A 22,879-nucleotide genomic window follows, 5' to 3' on the forward strand; every position below is an offset into this window, starting at 1 on the left:
GCAGTGCCGTTGCCCACCCCTCACAGCCCGCGTTCAGTCTTGGCACCAACCCGTCACCTGCGCGATCTTCGATGCCCCGAACGCACCCTTACGATGGGACGCATGACTGCTTCGCCTGGCCGCCGTGTCCTGCTCGCCGCCCCCCGTGGCTACTGCGCGGGTGTGGACCGCGCCGTGATCGCCGTCGAGAAAGCCCTGGAGCAGTACGGCGCTCCGGTGTACGTCCGGCACGAGATCGTCCACAACAAGTACGTCGTGCAGACCCTGGAGAAGAAGGGCGCCATCTTCGTCGAGCGGACGGAGGAGGTGCCGCCGGGGAACATCGTGATGTTCTCCGCGCACGGCGTCGCCCCCGTCGTCCACGAAGAGGCCGAGCGCGGCCGACTCGCCACCATCGACGCCACCTGCCCGCTGGTCACCAAGGTCCACAAGGAAGCCGTCCGGTTCGCGAACGAGGACTACGACATCCTCCTGATCGGGCACGAGGGCCACGAAGAGGTCATCGGTACGTCCGGTGAGGCCCCCGACCACATCCAGCTCGTCGACGGCCCGGGCGACGTCGCCAAGGTCGAGGTCCGCGACGAGTCGAAGGTCGTCTGGCTCTCCCAGACCACCCTCTCCGTCGACGAGACCATGGAGACCGTCGACGCCCTGAAGGACAAGTTCCCGCAGCTCATCTCCCCGCCCAGCGACGACATCTGCTACGCCACGCAGAACCGCCAGCTCGCGGTGAAGCAGATGGGCGCCGAGGCAGAGCTGGTCATCGTGGTCGGCTCACGCAACTCCTCCAACTCCAAGCGGCTGGTCGAGGTCGCCAAGCTGGCCGGCTCGCGCGAGGCCTACCTCGTGGACTTCGCCAGCGAGATCGACGAGGCCTGGCTGGAGGGCGTGACCACGGTCGGCGTCACCTCCGGCGCCTCCGTCCCGGAGGTCCTCGTCGAGGAGGTCCTGGAGTGGCTCACCCAGCGCGGCTACGGCGACGTCGAGCTCGTCAAGGCGGCCGAGGAGTCGATCACCTTCTCGCTGCCGAAGGAACTGCGCCGTGACCTGCGCGAGGAGGCGGCGTCGCTGATCGCCGGGCGCACGGGGGCCGCTGACTCCGGTGACTCCGGGGAGTGACTGTCAGTCGTCCGTCGTAACGTAGGGCCATGCAGATCTTCGGCTTGGACATCGGTGGATCCGGGATCAAGGGCGCTCCGGTCGATCTGGACAGGGGCGAGCTGGCGGAGGAGCGCTTCAAGGTGCTCACTCCGCACCCGGCCACACCTGACTCAGTCGCCGACGGCGTGAAGCAGGTCGTCGAGCACTACGGCTGGACGGGCCCGGTCGGGCTCACCTTCCCCGGCGTCGTGACCGACAGCTCCACGATCCGCACGGCGGCGAACGTCGACAAGGGCTGGATCGACACGGACGCGCGCACGCTCTTCAGCGACCGCCTCGGCGGCCACCCGGTGACGGTGGTCAACGACGCGGACGCGGCCGGCGTCGCCGAGATGCACTTCGGCGCGGGCCGAGGCCGCCGCGGCACCGTGATCCTCCTCACCTTCGGCACGGGCATCGGCAGCGCCCTGTTCATCGACGGCCGCCTGGTCCCCAACACCGAGCTGGGCCACCTGGAGCTGCACGGCCACGACGCCGAGAAGCGCGCCTCCAGCAAGGCCAAGGACGACGAGGAGCTGAGCTGGGAGCACTGGGCGCACCGGGTCCGCAAGTACCTCACCCATGTCGAGATGCTGTTCTCCCCGGAGCTGTTCATCATCGGCGGCGGGGTGAGCCGGAAGTCCCAGAAGTTCCTGCACTACATCGAGGGCATCAAGGCCGAGATCGTCCCGGCCGAGCTCCAGAACAACGCGGGGATCGTCGGTGCCGCGATGCACGCGGCGGAGAGAGACGGCTAGCCACCGCTCACCCCTGCCGGCGGCGGGCCGCCGCCCTCCGGGCCACCAGGCGCACTCTCCTGACGATCACCAGGAGACCGGCGATCAGCGTCCCCCCGTAGAGCCACCCGGCCTCCGTGGCGAGGCCGGTCACCAGCCCCATCAGGTGACCGCTGATTCCCCCGCCGTCCGCGGCCACCGGAAGCAGCCCCACGGCGAACGCGATCGGCACGACCACCGGCGCGGTCAGCAGATCGCCCTCGCGCACCCAGAGGGCGGTCAGCGCGCACACCGGCAGGAACAGCACGCTGTACAGCGCGAGCGAGTCGAACAGCAGCGAATCGAGGTAGCCGAGCAGCAGCATCACGGCCCCGCAGAACAGGCCGCTGCCCAGTCCGGTGAGCCGGGGGTTGGGAAACCGGCTCACGGGCTGTGGCGCGGGGGCCGGCAGCGGTCGCCGTACCGCCGCTGCCGCCTGCTCCGAGCGCGGCCGGCGCTGCGGGCCGGGACGCGTGGAGCGGGCGGGCCCACCGGGGGCCATACCTCGCGATGCCCGGGCCTGTGCGGCGCGGGCGGGCCAGCCGGAGGACCGCCGCGCACCACTCCCGCCGCTCTCGTTGCTCCTGGCGCCCGCACTGTTCCCCTCACCCAGGAAACCGCCCTCGCCGCGCCCCGTACGCCTCTCGCCCCGCTCCACACTGTCCCCGTCCGGCGGAAATCCGCCCTAGCCCGGCGTCGACCGGCCCACACCTCGCGCAGACCGGCCCCCGCCTCGTACCCGGCAGGTCACGCCTTGTCTTGCCTCACTGGACCAACCTAGGTCGGTTTATGTGGCGAATCGGCCCTCAGACACGCCCGGGGACGGACGTTGGCCAGGTGTTCGACGGGGCGCCGGGGCGGGGCCCGGTACGCCGTAGACTGGTGGATCGGCCCGTGCATCTGCATCGAAGATCGAAGAAGGACCGGGCCCCAGCCCAGCCCCAGAAGTCCTCTCACGTACGGGAAGTCGCAACGTGTCGCTCACGATCGGAATCGTCGGTCTGCCGAATGTCGGCAAGTCGACCCTGTTCAACGCCCTGACCAAGAACGACGTGCTCGCGGCCAACTACCCGTTCGCCACGATCGAGCCCAACGTCGGCGTGGTCGGCGTCCCCGACGCGCGCCTGACGAAACTGGCCGAGATCTTCTCCTCGCAGAAGATCCTCCCGGCGACCGTCGACTTCGTCGACATCGCGGGCATCGTGAAGGGCGCCTCCGAGGGGGAGGGCCTGGGCAACAAGTTCCTCGCGAACATCCGTGAGTCCGACGCGATCTGCCAGGTCATCCGCGCCTTCAAGGACGAGAACGTCGTGCACGTCGACGGCAAGGTCTCGCCCAAGGACGACATCGAGACGATCAACACCGAGCTGATCCTCGCCGACCTCCAGACCATCGAGAAGGTCCTGCCCCGGCTCCAGAAGGAGTCGCGGATCAAGAAGGACGTCGCGCCGAAGGTCGCGGCGGTCGAGGCGGCGAAGGAGATCCTGGAGAGGGGCGACACCCTCTTCTCGCAGGGCATCGTCCAGGACTCGGGCAACGAGGAACTCCTCCACGACCTGCACCTCCTCACCACCAAGCCCTTCCTCTACGTCTTCAACGTCGACGAGGACGAACTGACCGACGAGGACTTCAAGAACGAGCAGCGCGCCCTGGTCGCCCCCGCCGAGGCGATCTTCCTGAACGCCAAGCTGGAGGCGGACCTCGCCGAGCTCGACGAGGCGGACGCGATGGAGCTGCTGGAGTCGGTCGGCGCCGAGGAGCCCGGCCTCACCACCCTCGCCCGCGTCGGCTTCAACACCCTCGGCCTGCAGACCTACCTCACGGCCGGCCCCAAGGAATCCCGCGCCTGGACCATCAAGAAGGGCGCCACCGCCCCCGAGGCGGCCGGCGTCATCCACACCGACTTCCAGAAGGGCTTCATCAAGGCGGAGGTCATCTCCTTCTCCGACCTGGTGGAGACCGGCTCGGTGGCCGAGGCCCGCGCGAAGGGGAAGGCGCGGATGGAGGGCAAGGAGTATGTGATGCAGGACGGGGATGTGGTGGAGTTCCGCTTCAACGTCTAGCGGTCGACAAACCAGGGGCTCGACTCATCGGGGTCGGGCCCCTGAGTTCTGCGCCGATACCCCACCCCTACCCGCCGCGGACCGCGCGGCGGAGCTTCGTGAGGCGTTCGTGCAGGGTGCGTTCGTCGCCGTGTTGTGTGGGGCGGTAGTAGTCCTTGCCCACCAGGGCGTCCGGGGGGTACTGCTGCTCCAGGACGCCGTCGGGCGTGTTGTGGGGGTAGCGGTAGCCGATGGCGTTGCCCAAATCCGCGGCGCCTGCGTAGCGGCCGTATCGGATGTGGGCCGGCACCTCACCTACGGCGCCCGCCCGGACCTCGGCCATGGCCTCGTCGATTCCGACGATCACCGCGTTCGACTTCGGCGCCAGGGCCAGATGCACGGTGGCCTGTGCCAGGGCGAGGCGGGCCTCGGGCATGCCGATCAGCTGGACCGTCTGCGCCGCGGCGACGGCGGCCTGCAGTGCTGTGGGGTCGGCCAGTCCGACGTCCTCGCTGGCGTGCACCACCAGCCGCCGTGCGACGAACCGCGGGTCCTCCCCGGCCACGAGCATGCGGGCCAGGTAGTGCAGCGCGGCGTCGGGGTCCGAGCCGCGGATCGACTTGATGAAGGCGCTGATGATGTCGTAGTGCTGGTCGCCCTGCCGGTCGTAGCGCACGGTGACCTCGGCGATGGCCCGCTCCACGGCCGGGACGTCGATCACCGTGCCGCCCGTGTGAGCCACTCCGTCGGCGCTCGCCTCCAGCGCGGTGAGCGCGCTCCGGGCATCGCCGGCGGCAAGGCGCACCAGGGCATCCTCGGCCTCGGGCGCCAGCGACACCGAACCGTCGAGGCCGCGCTGATCCGTCACCGCCCGCCGCAGCAGGTCGCGGACCTCGTCCTCGCCCAGCGACTGGAGCTGCAGCACCAGCAGCCGCGACAGCAGCGGCGACACCACCGAGAACGACGGGTTCTCCGTGGTGGCGGCGACGAGTAACACCAGCCTGTCCTCGACCGCCCCGAGCAACGCGTCCTGCTGGGTCTTGGAGAAGCGGTGCACCTCGTCGATGAACAGCACGGTCTGCCGGTTCTGGCGGTCCTGGCGACGGCGCGCGTCGCTGATCACGTCGCGCAGTTCCTTGACTCCGCTGGACAGCGCCGAGAGGGCGACGAAGTACCGGGTGTCGGCGGTGGCGAGCAGGCGCGCGATCGTGGTCTTCCCGGTGCCGGGCGGGCCGTAGAGCAGCACCGACGCCGCGGCGCCGCCCTCCACCAACCGCCGCAGGGGCGCGCCGCGACGCAGCAGGTGCGCCTGGCCGACGACCTCGTCGAGCGTGCGCGGCCGCATCCGCACCGCCAACGGCGCGGTGGCCCGCACGGGCTCGGCGGGCGGGGCGTCGGACGTCGGCAGGTCGAACAGCCCCTGCTCCTCCGTCGTCATCCCTCCACCCGGCCATCACCACAGAGCAGCACATCCAGGTGCCGGAGTCGGCAGCGAGTGTCGGACACGCGCGGTGGCCCTTCCTGTGTGGGTTGGTAGTTCATGCAGGGACCCTATGTCCGCCGTCACACCTACGCGTACAGCGTTCCCCGGGCGACGACGACGGCGGATCCCGCCACCTGGACCGACTCGATCCGCTCCGGCGTCCCCATCGCCCGGGCCCGCATCGTCGAAGGACGGCCGATCTCGACGCCCTGGCGGATCTCGATCCACTCCCCGAACGGGATCAGACCGTGCCGGGCCAGGTGTACCGCGAGCGAACCGGCGGCCGAGCCGGTGGCCGCGTCCTCCACCACGCCATAGGCGGGCGAGAACATCCGCAGCCTCCATCGCGAGCCCGATCCCGCAAAGCAGTTGGCGGCCATGTCGGGCAGCCTGGCGAGAATCCTCTGGTCCGGCTCCAGACCGGAGAGCGCGGCCACGCTGTCCAGGCCGACGAACACGTGCCGCGGCCCGTTGCGGTAGACCTCGACCGGCAGGGTGCAGTCGGACGCCGCCAGATCGAGGCCCGCGAGCAACTCGTCCGCGCGGTCGTAGAGTTCCCACGTCGGGACGGGTTGCCACATGCGAGCCGCGCCGGCCCGGCCGTCGTCGGCACGATCGAGGTCGAACGCCACGGTGCCCATGGCGGTCTCCATCCGGATCGTGTCCGCCTTGTGCGACTCGCCGAGCACGATGGCGGTGCCCAGGGTCGGATGCCCGGCGAACGGCAACTCGTTCACCGGGGTGAAGATGCGGACCCGCACATCACCGTCGTCCTCCGCGGGGAGGACGAATACGGTCTCCGACAGGTGCATCTCCTGGGCTATCTGCTGCATGCGCTCCGGCGAAATACCGGCGGAATCGACAAAGACCGCGGTCGGGTTGCCTTCCAGCGGGACTTCGGTGAAGACGTCGGCCACCGCGTACTCATAGGTACCCATGGGTTCCCGTTCTCGAAGTCGGTTCAGGTATCGGGTCAGTGGGTGTCGAACAGGGCCTGGTACCGGGCGACTGCACGTTCCGTGGTCGCACGCTCGTCGGACGTCGGGTGGAACGGATCGGCGGCAGGGGGCAGTGCACCGAGCTTGAGCAGCGCGGCCATGAGAAGCAGGCGTGCTTTTGTCGCCGTGAGGTTGTTGCCCGCGATGAACGTCGGGTCGGCCCGGTACGCCATGCCTCCGGTGTTGCCACGGCCGGTGCGCACCACCGGCATTCCGGCGAAGAGGGCGACGCTCAATGCCGCGTTCCTCGTCGGGTCGGCCATCCCGAACGGCGACATGCCCTCGCAGACGAAACCGGCCAGTGGCGCCCCGGCGAGATTGGCTTTGATCCGGGCCAGGATCTCGACTTCGTCGTCAGGGGCGGGCGGACCGTCGCTGCCGGTCCCCGACGCCGCATACCGGCTGTACTTGGTGATCGTGACTTCCGGCATGGCGGTGGGTACGAGTCCGTCGGCGTCCTTGGTCGAAACGTCGACCAGGGACACGCCCGTGTCCAATGCGCCGGCGACGCCGGTCACCTGCTCGGGGAGCATGGTGAGGCGCAGATCCGAGCAATGTGTGTGCCTACGGGCCGGGAGATAGGTGAGTTGAGGGGGACCGTAGCCACCCAGGTCGGCCACGACACCGCCATGGCCGCCGGTGACTTCGTAACCCCCTGGCCGGGCGTCGACCTTGGTCACGTCCCGGGCCGTGTAGACGAGTTCATCGACGATCACGCAGGCACCGACGCGGTCTTCGCCCCGTTCGTTCACGGCTACGCCCGACGCGATGTACTTGACGCCGTCCACCACATTGCGGTCGCCGTCGGCGCTCAACGACTGGTGACGGCGTTGAGCGGCATGTCCGACGAGTGGCACCGTCGTATCGACCATCAGTCCGAGCCAGTACAGGGTCTCGTCGACGGTCGGACTTCCCTCGAGCCATTGGGCGCCGGCGTACTCGCCCGTGGCGAGGACGGCCTGGACCTGGTTGGTCGCCTGGGCGAGGTTCGTCAGGCCGGGTTCGCTCTGCAGGTGGTAGGGATAGTAGACAAAGAAGTCCTGCCCATGGCGCTCGGAATCGGGGCCCGCGGTGTATCCGCCCGACGGAGCGGCGCGGAAGAAGTCGAAGTCGGCGATCGACCCCAGCTCGACGGGACTGCCGTGGTCAGCAAGTCCGAACCGCTCTATGTCCTCGTAGAGGCGGCGGGCATCGGGGTAGAACGTCTGTCGAGCGTCTCCCGGTGGTGCGAACGGTGCGGTCGCGGTTTCCTCCCAAGCGGACCCATTCGCTTGCCTGGCCATGTAGGGGAGGGGATAGGGACCGTCGTCGGGGTGGAGTTCGACGACGTACACCGGTGTGGCGTCGTCGAAAGGCTGCTCATTGTGGAAGGAGCCGTCTTTGTCGAGCCAGCCGTCCGGGGGCGCGTACAAATGGGCAGCGTCTCGTTCGAGGGGGTGCGCGCTGAACGCCTCGATGTACACCGTCACAGGCGCCGCGAGCCGCTGAGGGCGCAGGACGTCGAACTGAGAGGGGCGTGGCGGGAGACCGTGACGGCCTCGTGCCTTGTTCGACGTGATCAGGTCCGGTGTGTTCAGAATCGTCGCCGTCGGCCCGGCGAACACCGCGATCCGCGGTCGCGGCGCCCCGCCGGGAGGAATGTGGCCCATCACAGCGGCCGCAGGTGCTCGATGGTGACGCCGTGCCGCTCGGTCAGCCGCTGGGCGACCAACGACCGGTGGCAGGCCTCGGGGTCGCGCTCCACACAGAACAGCGCTGCGAGCCCGCTGTCCGGCAGCGCCGACACGATCGGCGCGAGGTCGGCGCTGTCGAGGATCTCGCTGATGTAGCGGGGGGTGTACTCGCCGGCGAGCTCGCGGCGCGAACGTTTGCCGACCCCGAGGCGTTCGTCCTCGGCGTACAGGAGCTGACGCAACTCGGTGGTCGGAGCGAGTTCACGGTGGTGCTCGTAGGCGATCCCGGCATCGGCGAGGGCCGCCTGCAGCCGGCGTGAGTTCGCCCAGGCGTAGTCGGGTCCTCGGACGCCGCGGCGCGCACGTACGTCGAGCAGCAGGGACACGTCGGCCTGTTGCAGTCGTTCCAGAAAAGACTCGCCGTCGAAGCCATAGACGCCGATGGTTGCCATCTTGGGCACGGAGATCTCCCGTCTGCTTGTTACTCGTGCTCCACCCGACGGTTCTGCCCATTCAGTTCCGGGGACGTGGCGCGGCGATCAGGGCGGTCGTTTCCATGGGCAGTTCGGCGATCCGTGCAATGTCCAGACCGGCCCGGTTCAGCAGCCCTTCGACCCGGTCGAGGGTGCGGTGCTCGCCGCCGGTCGTCATCAGCAGGTGCAGATCCCACAGCGCCGGCAGCACGGTGGAGTCCTCGTCCTCGACGAAACGATCGAGGATCAGCAGCCGCGACGAGGAGTCCGCCATGGCGCGGCGGCAGTTCTCGAAGACCTTGACGACCGCTTCGTCGTCCCAGCCGGCCAGCACTCGGCACAGGATGTAGACGTCCCCGCCCGTCGGGACGTCCTTGAACATGTCGCCCCCGACCAGGTGGACGCGGTCCAGTCCGACGGCGGCGGCCAGGTGCTCACGCGCCTTGGGCATCATGTGTGCGCGGTCGAAGAGCGTGCCCGCGGCATCCGGTGTGGCGCCGAGGATCGTGGCGAGCAGGTGCCCGCCTCCTCCGCCCACGTCCACGACCGTCTTGCCGCCGGAGAAGTCGAAGACCTCGGGCACCTGGTGGAAGAACATGCTTCCGGCGTTCATGGTCTGCTGGAATCGCCTCGCGGTTGCCGCGTCCTGACTGAGGTAGTCGTAGAACGACCGGCCGTAGGCGACTTCGAAACCCGAGCTCGCCGTGCTGATGGCGTGGTGGGCGTGACCCCAGGCGGAGTAGAACTCCTCGCCGTAGAGCAGGCACATGTCGCGCAGGGACTCAGGGCCGTCGAGCAGCGCCGCGCTCACCGTCGTGCTCCGGTAACCGGTCGACTCGCTGCCCTCGAACACGCCCATCGCCACCAGCAGGCGCATCAGGCGGTGAATGCCCTGTTCATTCGCCCCGGTTGATTTGGCGAGTTCGGCGCAGGTGTTCCGGCCGGCCTCTATGTGGTCCGGCAGGCCGAGTTTGACGGCGGTGTAGAGGGCCTGCGCCCGCCACCCGCCGGTGATTATGTCGACCACGTCTCGAGTGGCCTGCACTTCGACTGTCACACTTACCTCCTTGTTCCATCACGGCGAGCCCGCCGGCCACCGCCGAGCGGGCGTCGGCCTGGTCACGGCGGCGGGTAGTGGGGCGCGTACTGCTTCACGATCCACCGGCAGATCGCCTCCACGACGTAGGCCCGCTCGGCTTCGTCGAGCGCATGCCCGGCGGGGATGCCGTGCCAGCGCGCGAGGCACGTGCGACAGCACGTCGCGGTGGCGTGCTGGGCGACGAAGACGGGATGCCCTCGATACGGCGTCTGGCGGCCGTCGTTGTGCGGTTCGGCCGGGGCCAACCTGCGACCGATCAGATCCTCGGCATGCCCCCGGACGGTCACGATCCCGCGCAGGTCGACCACCGCGCGGTCCCTTCCGACCAGCCGGAACTTCGCACGGAAGGGGTGCCGCCCGATCCGCTCCAACCTCTTGTCCAACTCGTCCGTCATCGGTTCGGGGCGCCTTCGAACGCAGTGACCCGTGGTCGATCAGGACTGCCGCTGGTTGATGTTGACCATCCAGGTGATCCCGAACCGGTCCACGAGCGTGCCGGCCTCGTCACCCCACGACTGCTTCGCCAGAGGCAGCGTCACCATGCCGCCGGCCGACAGCTTCTCGAAGTGGTCGCGGATTTTGGCGTCGTGGCCGCCGAGGTACAGCGCGACGTTGTTGCCCGGGTTGAACGGCACCTCCTTGCGGACGTCCCACGCCATCAGCCGGTAGCCGTCCGGGGTGTCGAGCACGGCGTGCATGACCTGGTCGGCGTTGGGCGCGTCCGGCGAACCGAAATCGGCGTACGTGCCCAGCTCCAGTTTTCCGCCGAGGATGTCCCGATAGAACTCCATCGCCTGCCGTGCGTTCCCGTTGAAGGCGAGGTACGGGTTGAGTTGAGATCCCATCTGACGCTCCTTGGCGTGAGTGATTTCGAACGACTTGAACCTGGTCCCTACGTGGGGATCCCGCCGCGATTGATCTTCGGCACCTCGATACTCAATGCCCGCAACTGCTGGAACGGGTTCATGAACTCGCGGTTCTGCTTGATTTTTCCGTCCTCGAGCAGGAACGAGTGTATGAAGTGGTTCTCGTATGTGCCGATCGGGTAGTCCGGGTACCGGATCTCGCCCTTGCCGTCACACTCGACCCAGAACCTGTTGGGGTCCTGTGTCTCGAAGATCTGCACGTTGATCCATTCCCAGTCCGGGAACATGCGCAACGACCACTCGCCGTGCGCCTTCAGTTTCTCGTGGCCCTGCGAGACGACCGGTTCTCCGGTATCAGTGGTGTACAGGCCGGCGCTACCGTCCTCGGCGAACAGCAGATACCGCGTCAGGCGGTTCTCGCCCTTTCGGCTCATGTAATCCGCGACGACCTCACGGTGCCGGCGGCGGAGTTCGACGTCGGTGCCGAATCCCTCGGGCTGTGTACTGGTGTTTGCCATCTCGAATCCCCGTATTCCTTGATGTGACCGTCCAGTTGTGGCCTGTTCTCGGTGCTTGTCACACGGCCCCGCGCCGCCGCCCGTGTCCGGGTGAAGACCCCCGGACACGGGCGGCGGCAGGTTTTCAGGACCGCGTGGCGACCGCTTCCACCTCGAACAGGATGTCGGGCATGGCCAGGCCGGCCACCCCGATCACCGTCTGCGTGGGCGGCTTGTCGGCGCCGCCGCTCGCCACGGCCTGGCCGATCGCCCCGAGCTTGTCGAAGTCGGGCTCCACGACATACGTCCTGAGCTGGACGACGTCGGTGAGGTCGAGCCCGTGGGCCGCAAGGGCCGTGGCGAGGTTGCTGAAGGCCTGCTTGACCTGCTCGTTGAAGTCCTTCGAGACCACCATGCCGTCCGGGCCGGACCCGTACTGCCCCGAGACGAACACCAGCTCCGTGCCTGCCGGGACGTTGGCGGTGTGGCTGTAGCCGAACGGGCCCGGGTCGTGCAAACCGTCGGGATTGACGATCGTGTGTGCCACTTGAATTACCTCTCCTGTGGGACGGGTGTTTCCTGCGGATGTCTCCTCCGACACCTCAATCCGATGGCATCGAGGGTGTCAGTGGAGACGGAGCTCGGGGCGGTAAATGTCCAACCAGGTGCTCAGATCGAGTACTCGCTCCATGCCGTTACGGACGTCGATGGGCATCGCGCCCGAGTCACGCCGCGTAATTTCTTCCAGCCAGCTGCGGTCGACCAGATCGAACACCGGATCGTCGGTCGTGAGGAGCTCCTTGCACTGTTGTAGCAGAGCGCCGGTGTACAGCGGATCGAGAGTGGCCGGATAGGGAGCCTTGGTCCGATTCAGCACCGACTGGGGAAGCAGGTCGGCAGTCGCGGCGCGGAGCAGGCTTTTCTCCCTGCCGTCGAATGTCTTCATCGACCACGGGGTGTTGTAGACGTATTCAACGAGTCGGTGGTCGCAGAAGGGGACCCGGACCTCCAGTCCGACGGCCATGCTGATCCGGTCCTTGCGCTCCAGGAGCATACGCACGAAACGCGTCAGGTGCAGATGGCACATGACCCGCATTCGCATCTCGAAGTCGCTCTCACCGTCGGCCCGCTCGACTTCGGCGACCGCGTCGGCATAGCGGTCGCGAATATAGGTGGGCAGGTCGAGGGCAGCGGTGATATCGGCATTGAACCGATCGGACACCTGGGCCCGTGCGCCGCTGACAAAGACTGCCATCCAGGGAAAGGTGTCCGCGGCCTGTGCCTCCGGCTGGTGGAACCACCTGTACCCGCCGAAGACCTCGTCGGCGGACTCCCCGGACAGGGCGACCGTGGAATGCTCGCGGATGGCTTGAAACAGCAGGTACAGCGAGGCATCCATGTCACCGAGGCTGAGCGGACTGTCCCGCGCGGTGATGACCGCACGGCGCACCGCGGGGTCGGCGATCGCAGCATGGTTGAGCACGATGGGCTCATGCAGGGAGCCGACGTGTGCGGCCACCTCACGCGCGTAGGGGGCGTCCGACGTGGAACGCAGGTCGTCGGCGACGAAGTCGTCCTCCCGCCCGACGAAGTCCACCGCGAAGCTGCGCACCTTCTCGCCGGGCTCGCCGTGCTCCCCGGGCTTGCCGAGCTTGGCGGCGGCGAGTGCCGTGATCACACTGGAGTCCAGCCCACCGGAGAGCAGTGTGCAGCGCGGCACGTCGGAGACCAGTTGACGGCCCACGATGTCCTCGAGCAGCGAGCGCACGTTGGCGACGGTGGTCTGCCGGTCGTCGGTGTGGGCACGGGTCGGGAGGGTCCAATAGCGGTGTTCACGCAGGCCGCCCCGGTCGACGGTGACCACGCCGCCCGGTACCACCTCGCGCATCCCGCACCACACCGCGGCCCCCGGCGTCTGCGTGAAGCTCACCAGTTCGCGCAGTCCGTCGAGGTCGACCGCGCGGTCCGCCAGCGAGTTGGCGAGGATCGCCTTCGGCTCGGAGCCGAAGAGCACCCCGTCATCGGTGCTGGAGAAGTAGAGCGGCTTGACGCCCAGCCGGTCGCGGATCATCACGAGCTTGTCGACCCTGGCATCCCAGACGGCGAAGGCGTACATGCCGTTGAGCCGTTCGGCGACCGCTTCGCCCCACTCCAGGTAGCCATGGAGAACCACCTCGGTGTCGCTGCGGGTCCGGAATTGATGGCCTCGACGGAGCAACTCACTCTTGAGCTCGGTGAAGTTGTAGACCTCACCGCTGTAGGTGATCGTCACCGCACCGTCGTCGGTGTGCACCACCATGGGCTGGGTGCCACCTTCGATGTCGATGACGGCCAGCCTTCGATGGCCGAGCGCCGCATGCCGGTCGAGCCAGGCGCCCTCGGCGTCCGGTCCCCGGCAGGCCATGGTCGCCGTCATCGCGTCCAGGGCCGCGCGCTGCTGAGTCAGATCCCGGTCGAACGAGACCCAGCCCGTAATGCCACACATCGATTTGCCTTCTTCCTCTCGAGTGCACTGTCCAGCGCGCGGTCAGGGTTGGAGGCGGCCAATGCGCCAGCCGGGGTCGGCGCGTTCGTACCGCAGCCTCGGATACAGGTGGTCCGGGGCGGTCTGCCAGAACTCGACCGACGCCGGTTCGAGCAGGTAGCCCAGCCAAGTGGCCGGACGCCGCAGCTCCGAGCCGGCGCGACTCAGCTCCAGGGCCCGTTCCCTGAGCGCGTCCTCGTCCAGCAGCGGCGCGCTCTGCTGCGTAGCCACCGACATCGGGAGCGCACTGACCGGCCGGGCGGCCCACAAAGCGTCGGATTCCGCCTCGGGCAGCGGGTGGGTCGGGCCGCTCACGATCACCTGCCGGTCGACCTCACGCCAGTACCAGACGCCTGATGCCCAGCCCGTCTCCGCCAGGTCGCGGCCCTTGCGGCTGCCGGCGTGGCTGGCGAACACCAGCCCCGTGTCGCGGATCGCGAGCACCGACACCATCCGGGTCGAGGCGTGGCCGCCGGCGTCGGCGGTGGCCAACGCCAGCGAGGCGGGCTTGCAGACGCCGTCCGCGACCGCGCTGTCGAACCAGGCTCGGACCAGCCCCATCGGTTCGGCGGGCGGGGCGGAGAACCCGGTGGGTGCCGCGGAGTTGGCCAGCGCCCTCATGACGACGTCCTCACCGGTCCGAAGGCCGGGCCGGGATCGGCCGCCTGACCGGAGTGGACACCTTCGACGAAGGCCTCGACATCGGCGGCCATGCGGAGAGTCGGCGGGTAGCCGATCAGCTCGGTGGCCCGGTTCGGCGGCAGCGGCGCGGTCAGGTCGGCCGTGGACTCCCACAGCATCACCGCGCCCCAGCGGTCGGTCTGCGGGTCGGAGATCCAGAACTTCGACCGCAGCCCGTGTATCCGCGCCCAGGGCTCCACGCCCTCGTCCCGCAGGTGTGCGCGCAGGGACTCGATGGTCTGGTCGGACGCGGAGAGGTCCCACCAGGAGATGGTGGCTTTCATGCGTTGAGTACCTCCTCGGTCTCCGTCAGCGGTGCCAGCAGCTCTCCCAGGACACGCTCCCCGTCCTGGGTGAGCACCGATTCGAGGTGGAACTGCACCGAGCTGAAGTGCGGCCCGCGCAGGGCATGCACCTCGCCCGTGCCGGCGTCCAGGCAGACCTTCACCTCGCCGACTCCCGGACACTCCAACTGTTCGGCTCGCCCGCAGGCCACGTAGGAGTTGTAGAAGCCCACCCGTTCCCGCGAGCCGAACAGGTCGATCTCGCGCTGGACTCCCTGGTTCGGGACCTCCCGGCGCCTCAGCCCGAGCCCGAGGTGCCGGCTCAGCAGCTGATGGCTCAGGCACACGGCCAGGAAGGGGATGCGCCGGGCCAGCAAGTGCTCGATCGCCGAGGTGAGGTGGGCCATCCTGGGGTGGTCGGCGTCCCGCGGGTCGCCGGGACCGGGGCCCAGTACGACGAGATCGTGGTCGTCGAAGCGGTGCGGCGCGTCGAAGCGCGAGAGTTGCACCGTCAGCCCGATGGCGCGCAGTTGGTGGGCCAGCATCCAGCTGAAGGTGTCCTCGGCATCGATGACCAGCGCCCGGCGGCCGGCCAGCACCGGGTGCGGCTGGGATCGCGAGTGGGCGTCGCTGAGCCAGAAGCGTGCGATCGTCCCGTTGCGCCTGCCCAGGGCTTCCTGGATCAGCGGGTGTTCGTCGAGCCGCTCGTCGGCGCCCAGCGCGGAGAGCAGGCCCGCGGCCTTGGTACGGGTCTCGGCGACCTCGGCGTCGGGGTCGGAGTGCCGGACCAGGGTCGCGCCCACCCCGACCTCGACATGTCCGCTGTCGTCGAGGTCCGAGGTGCTGATGTCGGCGGTGCGGATGAGGATCGCGGAGTCCAGGGTGCGCGCGCCGCCGGCGTCGCGGCCGATGAGGGCCGCGACGCCCCCGTAGTACCCGCGGCCGCGCGGCTCGTAGCGGGCGATCACCCGGCAGGCGTTCTCGAGCGGGCTGCCCGTCACGGTGGGCGCGAACATCGTTTCCCGCAGGATGTCCCGGGGATCGAGGTCGCTGCGCCCCTCGATGATGTACTCGGTGTGTGCAAGCCAGGCCATTTCCCGCAGGAACGGGCCCACCACGCGGCCACCGCCCCGGCAGACCCGGGCCATCATTTTCAGTTCCTCGTCCAGGACCATGTACAACTCGTCGGTCTCTTTGCCGTCCGTGAGGAAGTCCATGACCTCCGACAGGACCGGCCCCGACGGGGGATAGCGGTAGGTGCCGCTGATCGGGGTCATCGCCGCGATGCCGTCCCGCAGGCTGACGTGGCGCTCCGGTGTGGCGCCGACGAAGGTTCGCGTACCGGTGTGCACGAGGAAGGTCCAGTAGGCGCCGGTCTCCCGGGTCAGCAACCGGCGGAACAGGCTCAGTGCGCTGCGCGTGGAGTACCCGGTGATGGTGGTGACGAACGAGCGCTTGATGACGAAGTTCGAGCCCTCTCCGGTGCCTATCTCGTTGGCGAGCACCGCGCGCACCGTGTCGGCGTAGGCGTCGTCCTCGGTGTCGAAACGTCCACCGGCCAGGGTGATCGGCTCGTCCGGCAGGTGTCTCAGCGCCTCGGACGTGGCGATCTGACCCTGGTCGGTCACCGACATCGCGAGCAGCGGTGAGCCGTCCGCGGCGGCAGCGAAGCCGCGCTCGGTGATCTGCTGATGGGGCACCAGGACCAGGGCTTCCTGGCGGGCCTCGCCGGGCCGCCCGACCGGCGGGATGTCCGGCAGCGGGATGTCGGCCAGCCGGGCCGGGGTGCTGACCTGGCCCAGCAGGATCTCCATCCGGTCCAGGCCCAGGGTCTCGGGGCGGTGCAGCAGGGCGAAGGGGCCCGGATTGGGTCCCAGCACGTGTTCGAGCAACTGCCGCGAGTTCATCGGAAGACCTCCTCGGTGGTCGTGACCACCGAGCAGCGAGCGGCCGCGTAGTCGAGGGCCAGCCGGTGGTGCTCGGCGGAGAAGTCGCCAACGGCGTCGGCGACCAGGAACGGCTGGATGTCGTTGGTGAACGCCTCGACGGCCGTCACCAGCACACCGACGTGCGCGTACACCCCGCAGACGATCAGCTGGTCGCGGTTCTGGTCGCGCATCTGCTCCAGCAGGTCCGAGCGGAAGAACGCGCTGTAGCGCCACTTGGTGAGCACCCGGTCCGTCGGCCGGGGCGCGAGCTCCTCGACGATCAGACGATCGAGGGGGTCCACCCTCATGCCCGGGCCCCAGAAGTCCTTCAGCAGGCCGCGTTCCTGCTCCGTCATGCCACCGGGCTGCGCGGTGTAGAACACCGGTAACCCGAGCGCGGCGCAGCGCTCCCGCAGCCGCACGCAGTGGCGCACCAGCGGGTCGCGCACCGACGCGTCGAACGGCGCGAGGAAATAGCGCTGCATGTCGTGCACGAGCAGCGCGGCCCGGCTCGGGTCGAGGGTCCACCGAGCGGTGCTGGTGGGCAGTTCGCCCGTCGTCGGCAGGGCGTAGGCGGGGATCGGCGCTATACCCGGCACGGTTCTTCCTCGGCTCGGTTCATCATCATCTGCGTCTGCCAGGCCGAGACCACCGACACCGCCTGGCGGGGGTTGAGTCGCGGGTCGCACAAGGTCGTGTAGTTGTCACCGATGCGGTCGGTGCCGTATCTGGCGTCGACGCATTCGGTCACGTCATCAGGGGTGGTCTCCAGGTGTATTCCGCCCGGTGTCCCGCCGGCCGTGCGGACGGCGAACTGGAACGCCGTGACCTCCTGGACGATCGTTTCCACGATCCGGGTCTTGCGTCCCTCGGCGGTGGTCACCGTGTTGGCGTGCATGGGGTCGACCAGCCAGATCACCGGGTGTCCGGCGGCGCGCACGGCCCGAACCAGCGGCGGCAGCAGATCCATGGTCGCGTCGGCCCCCATCCGGGCGATCAAGGTGAGGCGGCCCGGCTCCTGTCCGGGGTCGAGCCGCGCGCACAACCCGAGCAGATCGGTGACCGTCATACGCGGCCCGACCTTGCACGCAACCGGGTTGACCACATCCGCCAGCAACGCGACATGAGCCCCCTCGACCTCGCGGGTTCGCTCGCCGATCCACGGCCAGTGGGTGGAGGTGAGCGCGAGCCGGCCCTCCCGGTCCCGGCGCAGCATCGGGATCTCGTAGTCGAGCAGCAGAGCCTCGTGGCTGGTCCACACGGCCGGCTCGATGCGCGCCCGCGGTGTCGGACCGAGGTTGGCCATGACCTGGCTCGCCGCACGGTAGCCCGATAACAGGCGCCGGGGATCGGGCCGCCGTGCGTGCAGGTCCGGCTCCGGACCGTTGACCATGTGCCCCCGGTACACCGGGATTTCGACGCCGCCGACCCACTCGGTGGGCGCCGACCGGGGCTTGGCGTACTGGCCTCCGATCCGGCCCACCCGCACCACCGGCTGATGAGTGATCGCGTTCATGACGCCGGCGAGCACGTTGAGGAGTCCCGTCTTGCGCTCCACGTCCATCGCGGTGCATTCCGCGGGGTCCTCCGCGCAGTCACCCGCCTGCACCACCTGCGCATGCCCGGCGGCAACGCCGGCGAGCAGCCCCCGGAGCCTGTTCAGCGATTCGGTCTCCACGAGCGGGGGAAGGGCCGCCAGTACATCCCTGACCTGCTTGACCTGCGTCGGGTCACCCCACTGAGGCTGCTGCCGCGCAACCGGGGCCTGTGAAACTTCGAGCGAGGTGACGTTCAAGCTTTCTCCAGACCTCGAACATGTCGGCAACTCGCTATCCGTGCATTGACCGATGGCCTGCCGTCAATGGCTAATAGAGAAGTCCATTGAGGCGGGTCCAATAAGGCGGCAGGGGTTGCCCCGAAATGCTTGATCTTGGGTACGGCGGATTGAACTCACACGTGTGGAGCCGGCTCGCCGATCAGTGGTGGGCCGACGGTGCGTCGCCGTGCGGCGGGTACGGGTTGTCCTGGACGTACAGCCACGTACCATTCGGCTGCTCTTGCACGGTGTCGCAGAAATTCCCGCTGAAGCTCTCGCGGGTGCCATCCGGCGCCGTCTGCTCCAGCGTATATTTGCCCATTATGGCCGCGGTGCGGTTACGGACCTTGTCACCTGCGCGCTTCCCTCCCGCCATCACGGTTTGGAGGGGGTTGACCTTGAGTACCGGATCCGACTTGAACCAGTCGAGGTAGAACGCCCGGATGTCCTTGTGGCCTCTGATGATCGATCCGTCGTAATTGACAATCGCCGCTTCGGGCTCATGGAGAGCGATGATTCCGTCGACGTCCTTGGCCACAATCCTCTCGCCCAGGAGCTGCAGCAACTCGGCAGGGGTCTTGGGTGCGCGCGTTCCGCCGGCATCCGCCGCGGTCGTGGTCGTGGTCGATGTGTGCGCGGCCGGCGCTGCACTCGCCGTCTTGGCCTGGGCGGAAATGGCTGACGCGCCGACGAAGCTCCCGGCTGTCAGCACCATCGATATGCCGACGATCGGCAGCGCGCGCTTGATTCTCCTCATGACATCTCCCCCATACTGGAGATGGCAACGAGGTAAATGCAACGCGTCCGCGGCGTCGGACCCCCGGGCCCGCTCTTCAACGGAATACAGAATTCCGTCTCCTGGCGGGTTTGGTCTCCCGGGTCGCCCGCTCCCCGACGGAATCCCGAATTCCGTCTGCTGGCGAGCGCGGTCCTATTGATCCCCCGTTTGCCATCCTGTCCCCTTGATGGCAGTCATATAACAGTCCGAAACTGGCCCCTGTCAAGCGACATAAATGCAGTCGGTGCCGGTGTTTGATTCTCCGACCGTTCAGTCGTAAACCAATGCGGAGCTGTATTTCTTGATCACTGACGCGTTCGGGCTGGTAGTGGCGCGAATTCCACCGAACAATGGTGGCTGTGATCATGAAGGTTTTGGCGGCGCGGCAAAGGCGGGCGGGCGTCGAGGTCGCGAGGGCCGGGGAAGAGTGGACGGGGGCACTCCGGGCGCACGGAACTGCGGACGCCTGGCCGAGGAGCGCCGGGCCACTCGGGTCCCCGCCGCCCGCCAACACTCCAGGGTTGACCGAGGGTGCAGGTGCTCGATGGGGCGTGAGCTAAAGTAAGATTCAATCTACGTAATAATCCATCTACGTTACTCACCCTGGGGGTGCGTCGTGGAGTTCCGAGGCCGGGCCGGAGATCTTGAGCTGCTGGCCGAGCAGTACCGGGCGGTGGCAGAGGGGACCGGGGCCACTCGCGGGCGGGCCGTGATCATGACGGGCCGGCGTCGCGTGGGGAAGTCGCGGCTGGTCCAGGAGTTCTGCGACCGCACCGAAGCGCCGTATGTGGTGTTCCAGGCCACCCGGGGGCGCAACCCCGTGACGGAGCGCGCCGAATTCGCCGCGACCCTCGCGCAGTCGCCGCTGCCGGGGGCGGAGCTGGTCGCCGGCCTCCAGGCGCAGGACTGGAACCAGGCCCTGCGCTCGCTGGCGCTCGCCGTCCCCGATGACTCACCCAGCATCGCGGTGATCGACGAGGTGCCCTGGCTGGTCGAGCAGGACACCGAATTCGAGGGCGCACTCCAAACCGTCTGGGACCGCCACCTGTCCTCCAAGCCCGTGCTTCTGCTACTGGTCGGCAGCGATACGTCGGTGATGGAGGCGCTTCAGTCGTACGGGCGCCCGTTCTTCGGCCGGGCAGCGAAGATGACCGTCCGTCCCCTCAATCTGGCCGATGTGCAGGCCATGACTGAACTCGACGCGGCCGGAGCCGTCGACGCCCAGTTGATCACCGGCGGATTCCCCGAGATCGTGCAGTCATGGCGGCCCGGTATGGGACGTACGGCATTCCTGGAGGCCTCGGTCGCCCATCCGCTCTCGCCCCTGCTGGTGGCCGGCGAACTGTCCCTGCTCGGCGAATTCCCGGAGGCCTCGCACTCACGGGCCGTACTGGAAGCGGTCGGCAGCGGTGAACGCACCTTCAGCGCGATCGCGACCCGGGCCGGCGGCGCCGGCGCGCTGCCGTCCGGCACGCTCTCCCCGCTGCTGGCCGCGCTGCAGGCCAAGCGGGTCCTGGCCGCCGATCTCCCCCTGTCCACCAAGCCGGACAGCAAGAACAAGCGCTACCGGATCGCGGACCCGTATCTGCGGTTCTGGCTGGCCTTCCTGGCACGCGCGATCCCGCTCATCGAGCGTGGCCGCGGTGACCTGGCACTCGAACGCATCGAGCGGTCGTGGACCACTTGGCGCGGGCGGGCGGTCGAGCCACTGATCCGCGAGTCCCTGCTGCGTCTGATGCCCGGTGACGAGTGGCCCGAGACCGAGGCCGTCGGCGGGTGGTGGAACCGTCAGAACAACCCCGAGATCGACCTCATCGGTGCGGACCGCGAGCCGGTGGCCCGGCAGGTGCACTTCGTCGGCTCGGTCAAGTGGCGGGAGACCCAGCCCTTCGGCCGTCATGAGTACGACGCCCTGGTGCGCGACATGCTCGCCGTCCCCGGTACCGGCCCGGGCACTCCGCTGGTCGCGGTCTCCCGCTGCGGGGTGGCCGACGATCTGCCGCTGACCGCGCACTGGGGACCGGAGGACCTCGTACGGGCCTGGCAGCCCCGGTAGCCGCGACGCCGGCGTAACGCTTCGTCAGGCCGGTGTGGAGCGTTGCGCCGTGTTCTGCTCGGGGACGCCGTCGGGGTGCTGGGCGGTGTGCCAGGCGGATCTGCGGAGGTGGCGTTCGGGGTCGCGGAGGCCCGCGATCTCGCCGAGGCCGATGATGTACGGGCGCAGACTGTGCTGGAGTTCGCGCAGGGCCCGGCGGAACTCCGCGTTGTCGGGCCAGGCCGTCTCGTCCTCGTCGGGGTGGGCCTCCTCGAAGGCGCGCAGCCGGGGATGCCAGGTGGCGAGGAACGGCGCCAGCTCGAAGTTGAGGATGTCCAGGACGAGTTCGTGGACGGAGTCGCCCTGGGTGGGCGGAGGCGGGGAGCCCTCGGACTCCAGGGGCTCGCGGTACATGTCGAACAGCGTCTTGAGGGACGTGAGGGTCTCGCGCAGATTGCCGCTTCCGTCCTCCAGCGGACGCGTCGCCACGCGCGTCGCGGCCTGGAAGAACATGCGCAGCGCCGCCTGCCGCATGTCCGTGGTCGTCCTGAACGTCATCTCGCTGCCGGGTAAGACGAGCCGCACCTCGGTCAGCTGGACCGACCTGCGGTAGACATCGGCGCCGAGCACCAGGGCGATGCCGACCACGCCGCCGACCACGACGGAGAGCAGCTGGCCTCCCGTCTGGCTGATCGAGTACGCGGCGACACCGACGACGCCGCCCACCGCAGCGGCCAGCACCGCCCGCCCGGCCGTACGGCCCGCCGCAGCGACGGTCCACCTCCCACGTACCGTCACCTCTCGCGCCCCTTCCCCAACTCACAGCGCCCCACGGACAGTTCATCCGTACTGATGGGGAATCTACCTGGTCAGGTGCTCCGGCGCAGTCCCAGCTGCGCCAGACCGCGACTCGCCAGGCCGGCGATTTCCCGGGGGGACCGGGAGCCGGCCAGCCACTGGTTCTCCTCGGCGGTCAGGCCGTTGCGCAGGCCCGTCCAGCCGGGCGCGTCGGTGAACTGCCGTAGCCGGTCGAGGCCGTTGAGGAGGCGCGGGTCAGGGGGAGTGGCGTCCGACGGCTCGGGGACCTCGGGTGCGCCGGGGACGCCCAGCGCCTTCGCGATCTCGGCGGTCACCCCTCCGTAGCCGGCGGCCAGGTAGACGGGGAGGTCCGCCTCCAGGGCCAGCAGCGCTTCCTCCAGGAGTCCGGGCAGCGTTCCCAGGAAGCCGCCGCGCCTGCCGCCGAGGATCAGGTGCGCGTCGACCTGGCGCATCAGGTAGCGGCGCATGCCGGTGAGCGCGCGCCGCGTGGTCCCTGGGTCGGACTCGGGCACGGGGTCCTCGCCCCGGCCCTCGGCGGGGTCGACCGGCTCGCCGTCGACGCTCAGGAAGACGATCTCGGCGTAGCGGCCGAACCGCTGCCGCTGGTCGGCGAGTTCCGACAGGGGCAGCTTGCGGTGCTCGGTCCAGGCGAGGGTGTTGAGCAGGGGGCGGGAGGGCGGCGCGTACTCCCGCATCCGCTCGATCAGGAAGGGGGTGTAGCCGTCCTGGCGCAGGCTGCCTCCGTACACCGGCGTGCCGCCCGCCGCGACGACGAGGCCCACGAGTTCACCGAGGACCGAGCGGAACTCGGTCTCGGCCAGGCCCAGTCGGTCCAGATCCGCGCTCGTCCCGACCGAGACCCCGATCCGCAGGCCCTTCAAGGAGTCACCCGCAAGGGCATCGGTCGGCAGGCCATCGGGCATGGTCGTCCCTCCGTTCTCACACATCGGTTCCCTTCCAGGGTGAC

Annotated in this window: 23 protein-coding genes; 4 read left to right on the forward strand and 19 right to left on the reverse strand. The window is 68.8% G+C overall.

The annotated features are described in order from the left end of the window. Positions 1–93: 93 nt before the first annotated feature. Positions 94–1,119: a 4-hydroxy-3-methylbut-2-enyl diphosphate reductase gene (locus OG254_RS31500; protein WP_147993485.1), complete on the forward strand. Its 1,026-nt coding sequence runs from the start codon at positions 94–96 to the stop codon at positions 1,117–1,119. 29 nt (positions 1,120–1,148) lie between these two features. Further along, a complete protein-coding gene (gene ppgK, locus OG254_RS31505) occupies positions 1,149–1,898 on the forward strand; it encodes a polyphosphate--glucose phosphotransferase (protein WP_405588386.1) in 750 nt (249 codons plus the stop codon). Positions 1,899–1,905: 7 nt separating this feature from the next. Here ppgK and OG254_RS31510 read toward each other — a convergent pair whose 3' ends face one another. Continuing rightward, a complete protein-coding gene (locus OG254_RS31510) occupies positions 1,906–2,304 on the reverse strand; it encodes a DUF6542 domain-containing protein (protein WP_405588389.1) in 399 nt (132 codons plus the stop codon). Positions 2,305–2,890: 586 nt separating this feature from the next. Between OG254_RS31510 and ychF the strand changes: the two genes are divergently transcribed. Further along, on the forward strand, positions 2,891–3,979 hold the full coding sequence (gene ychF, locus OG254_RS31515; RefSeq protein ID WP_405588392.1) for a redox-regulated ATPase YchF: 1,089 nt from the start codon (positions 2,891–2,893) through the stop codon (positions 3,977–3,979). 67 nt (positions 3,980–4,046) lie between these two features. Here ychF and OG254_RS31520 read toward each other — a convergent pair whose 3' ends face one another. The 16 genes from OG254_RS31520 to OG254_RS31595 form a co-directional block, all read right to left on the reverse strand. Continuing rightward, positions 4,047–5,396: a replication-associated recombination protein A gene (locus OG254_RS31520; RefSeq protein WP_405588394.1), complete on the reverse strand. Its 1,350-nt coding sequence runs from the start codon at positions 5,394–5,396 to the stop codon at positions 4,047–4,049. A 131-nt stretch (positions 5,397–5,527) separates the two neighbouring features. Continuing rightward, entirely contained in the window at positions 5,528–6,358 is an 831-nt protein-coding gene (locus OG254_RS31525) for a PhzF family phenazine biosynthesis protein (RefSeq protein ID WP_405588397.1), read from the reverse strand. Between the two features lie 56 nt (positions 6,359–6,414). Next, the gene (locus OG254_RS31530) at positions 6,415–7,851 is read right to left on the reverse strand and encodes an asparaginase domain-containing protein (protein ID WP_405588400.1); all 1,437 of its coding nucleotides are present in this window, start codon (positions 7,849–7,851) and stop codon (positions 6,415–6,417) included. Positions 7,852–8,087: 236 nt separating this feature from the next. Beyond that, on the reverse strand, positions 8,088–8,564 hold the full coding sequence (locus OG254_RS31535; protein ID WP_405595299.1) for a DUF488 family protein: 477 nt from the start codon (positions 8,562–8,564) through the stop codon (positions 8,088–8,090). A 61-nt stretch (positions 8,565–8,625) separates the two neighbouring features. Beyond that, positions 8,626–9,642: a methyltransferase gene (locus OG254_RS31540; RefSeq protein ID WP_405588403.1), complete on the reverse strand. Its 1,017-nt coding sequence runs from the start codon at positions 9,640–9,642 to the stop codon at positions 8,626–8,628. A 62-nt stretch (positions 9,643–9,704) separates the two neighbouring features. After that, positions 9,705–10,079, reverse strand: a complete 375-nt coding sequence (locus tag OG254_RS31545) for a DUF4186 domain-containing protein (RefSeq protein ID WP_405588405.1) — start codon at positions 10,077–10,079, stop codon at positions 9,705–9,707. A gap of 39 nt (positions 10,080–10,118) precedes the next feature. Next, positions 10,119–10,529 carry a VOC family protein gene (locus OG254_RS31550; RefSeq protein ID WP_405588408.1) on the reverse strand — a complete coding sequence of 137 codons (411 nt, stop codon included), beginning with the start codon at positions 10,527–10,529 and terminating at the stop codon, positions 10,119–10,121. 47 nt (positions 10,530–10,576) lie between these two features. Continuing rightward, a complete protein-coding gene (locus OG254_RS31555) occupies positions 10,577–11,068 on the reverse strand; it encodes a PhzA/PhzB family protein (RefSeq protein WP_405588411.1) in 492 nt (163 codons plus the stop codon). A 124-nt stretch (positions 11,069–11,192) separates the two neighbouring features. Beyond that, complete coding sequence (locus OG254_RS31560; RefSeq protein ID WP_405588414.1) at positions 11,193–11,594, reverse strand: RidA family protein; 402 nt, start codon at positions 11,592–11,594, stop codon at positions 11,193–11,195. A 78-nt stretch (positions 11,595–11,672) separates the two neighbouring features. Continuing rightward, positions 11,673–13,532, reverse strand: coding sequence for an asparagine synthase (glutamine-hydrolyzing) (gene asnB, locus OG254_RS31565; RefSeq protein ID WP_405588416.1), 1,860 nt, complete (start codon positions 13,530–13,532; stop codon positions 11,673–11,675). 42 nt (positions 13,533–13,574) lie between these two features. Continuing rightward, on the reverse strand, positions 13,575–14,192 hold the full coding sequence (locus OG254_RS31570) for a pyridoxal 5'-phosphate synthase (RefSeq protein ID WP_405588419.1): 618 nt from the start codon (positions 14,190–14,192) through the stop codon (positions 13,575–13,577). After that, the gene (locus OG254_RS31575; RefSeq protein ID WP_405588422.1) at positions 14,189–14,536 is read right to left on the reverse strand and encodes a hypothetical protein; all 348 of its coding nucleotides are present in this window, start codon (positions 14,534–14,536) and stop codon (positions 14,189–14,191) included. Before OG254_RS31575 ends, OG254_RS31570 begins: the two co-directional genes overlap by 4 nt. Then, positions 14,533–16,443, reverse strand: coding sequence for an anthranilate synthase family protein (locus OG254_RS31580; protein ID WP_405588425.1), 1,911 nt, complete (start codon positions 16,441–16,443; stop codon positions 14,533–14,535). The genes OG254_RS31575 and OG254_RS31580 overlap by 4 nt, the downstream gene beginning before the upstream one ends. Continuing rightward, entirely contained in the window at positions 16,440–17,063 is a 624-nt protein-coding gene (locus tag OG254_RS31585) for an isochorismatase family protein (RefSeq protein WP_405588428.1), read from the reverse strand. Before OG254_RS31585 ends, OG254_RS31580 begins: the two co-directional genes overlap by 4 nt. Continuing rightward, the gene (locus OG254_RS31590) at positions 17,051–18,259 is read right to left on the reverse strand and encodes a 3-deoxy-7-phosphoheptulonate synthase (RefSeq protein WP_405588430.1); all 1,209 of its coding nucleotides are present in this window, start codon (positions 18,257–18,259) and stop codon (positions 17,051–17,053) included. The genes OG254_RS31585 and OG254_RS31590 overlap by 13 nt, the downstream gene beginning before the upstream one ends. Positions 18,260–18,440: 181 nt before the next feature. Continuing rightward, entirely contained in the window at positions 18,441–19,037 is a 597-nt protein-coding gene (locus OG254_RS31595; RefSeq protein ID WP_405588432.1) for a YybH family protein, read from the reverse strand. A gap of 637 nt (positions 19,038–19,674) precedes the next feature. Between OG254_RS31595 and OG254_RS31600 the strand changes: the two genes are divergently transcribed. Continuing rightward, positions 19,675–21,114, forward strand: a complete 1,440-nt coding sequence (locus OG254_RS31600) for an ATP-binding protein (protein ID WP_405588434.1) — start codon at positions 19,675–19,677, stop codon at positions 21,112–21,114. A gap of 24 nt (positions 21,115–21,138) precedes the next feature. On the opposite strand, the gene OG254_RS31605 is transcribed toward OG254_RS31600, so the two are convergent. Continuing rightward, positions 21,139–21,891 carry a hypothetical protein gene (locus tag OG254_RS31605; RefSeq protein WP_405588437.1) on the reverse strand — a complete coding sequence of 251 codons (753 nt, stop codon included), beginning with the start codon at positions 21,889–21,891 and terminating at the stop codon, positions 21,139–21,141. A 71-nt stretch (positions 21,892–21,962) separates the two neighbouring features. Then, positions 21,963–22,835: a hypothetical protein gene (locus tag OG254_RS31610; RefSeq protein WP_405588440.1), complete on the reverse strand. Its 873-nt coding sequence runs from the start codon at positions 22,833–22,835 to the stop codon at positions 21,963–21,965. Between the last annotated feature and the right edge of the window lie 44 nt (positions 22,836–22,879).

The organism is Streptomyces sp. NBC_01092 (assembly GCF_045039535.1).
GTDB lineage: Bacteria > Actinomycetota > Actinomycetes > Streptomycetales > Streptomycetaceae > Streptomyces.

What these genes read in the sequence shown, in the direction of transcription:
- OG254_RS31500 (WP_147993485.1), top strand. Translation starts at nt 94, where the DNA reads ATGGGACGCATGACTGCTTCGCCTGGCCGCCGTGTCCTGCTCGCCGCC.
- ppgK (WP_405588386.1), top strand. Translation starts at nt 1,149, where the DNA reads ATGCAGATCTTCGGCTTGGACATCGGTGGATCCGGGATCAAGGGCGCT.
- OG254_RS31520 (WP_405588394.1), bottom strand. Translation starts at nt 5,396, where the DNA reads ATGACGACGGAGGAGCAGGGGCTGTTCGACCTGCCGACGTCCGACGCC.
- OG254_RS31535 (WP_405595299.1), bottom strand. Translation starts at nt 8,564, where the DNA reads ATGGCAACCATCGGCGTCTATGGCTTCGACGGCGAGTCTTTTCTGGAA.
- OG254_RS31545 (WP_405588405.1), bottom strand. Translation starts at nt 10,079, where the DNA reads ATGACGGACGAGTTGGACAAGAGGTTGGAGCGGATCGGGCGGCACCCC.
- OG254_RS31550 (WP_405588408.1), bottom strand. Translation starts at nt 10,529, where the DNA reads ATGGGATCTCAACTCAACCCGTACCTCGCCTTCAACGGGAACGCACGG.
- OG254_RS31555 (WP_405588411.1), bottom strand. Translation starts at nt 11,068, where the DNA reads ATGGCAAACACCAGTACACAGCCCGAGGGATTCGGCACCGACGTCGAA.
- asnB (WP_405588416.1), bottom strand. Translation starts at nt 13,532, where the DNA reads ATGTGTGGCATTACGGGCTGGGTCTCGTTCGACCGGGATCTGACTCAG.
- OG254_RS31570 (WP_405588419.1), bottom strand. Translation starts at nt 14,192, where the DNA reads ATGAGGGCGCTGGCCAACTCCGCGGCACCCACCGGGTTCTCCGCCCCG.
- OG254_RS31575 (WP_405588422.1), bottom strand. Translation starts at nt 14,536, where the DNA reads ATGAAAGCCACCATCTCCTGGTGGGACCTCTCCGCGTCCGACCAGACC.
- OG254_RS31580 (WP_405588425.1), bottom strand. Translation starts at nt 16,443, where the DNA reads ATGAACTCGCGGCAGTTGCTCGAACACGTGCTGGGACCCAATCCGGGC.
- OG254_RS31595 (WP_405588432.1), bottom strand. Translation starts at nt 19,037, where the DNA reads ATGAGGAGAATCAAGCGCGCGCTGCCGATCGTCGGCATATCGATGGTG.
- OG254_RS31610 (WP_405588440.1), bottom strand. Translation starts at nt 22,835, where the DNA reads ATGCCCGATGGCCTGCCGACCGATGCCCTTGCGGGTGACTCCTTGAAG.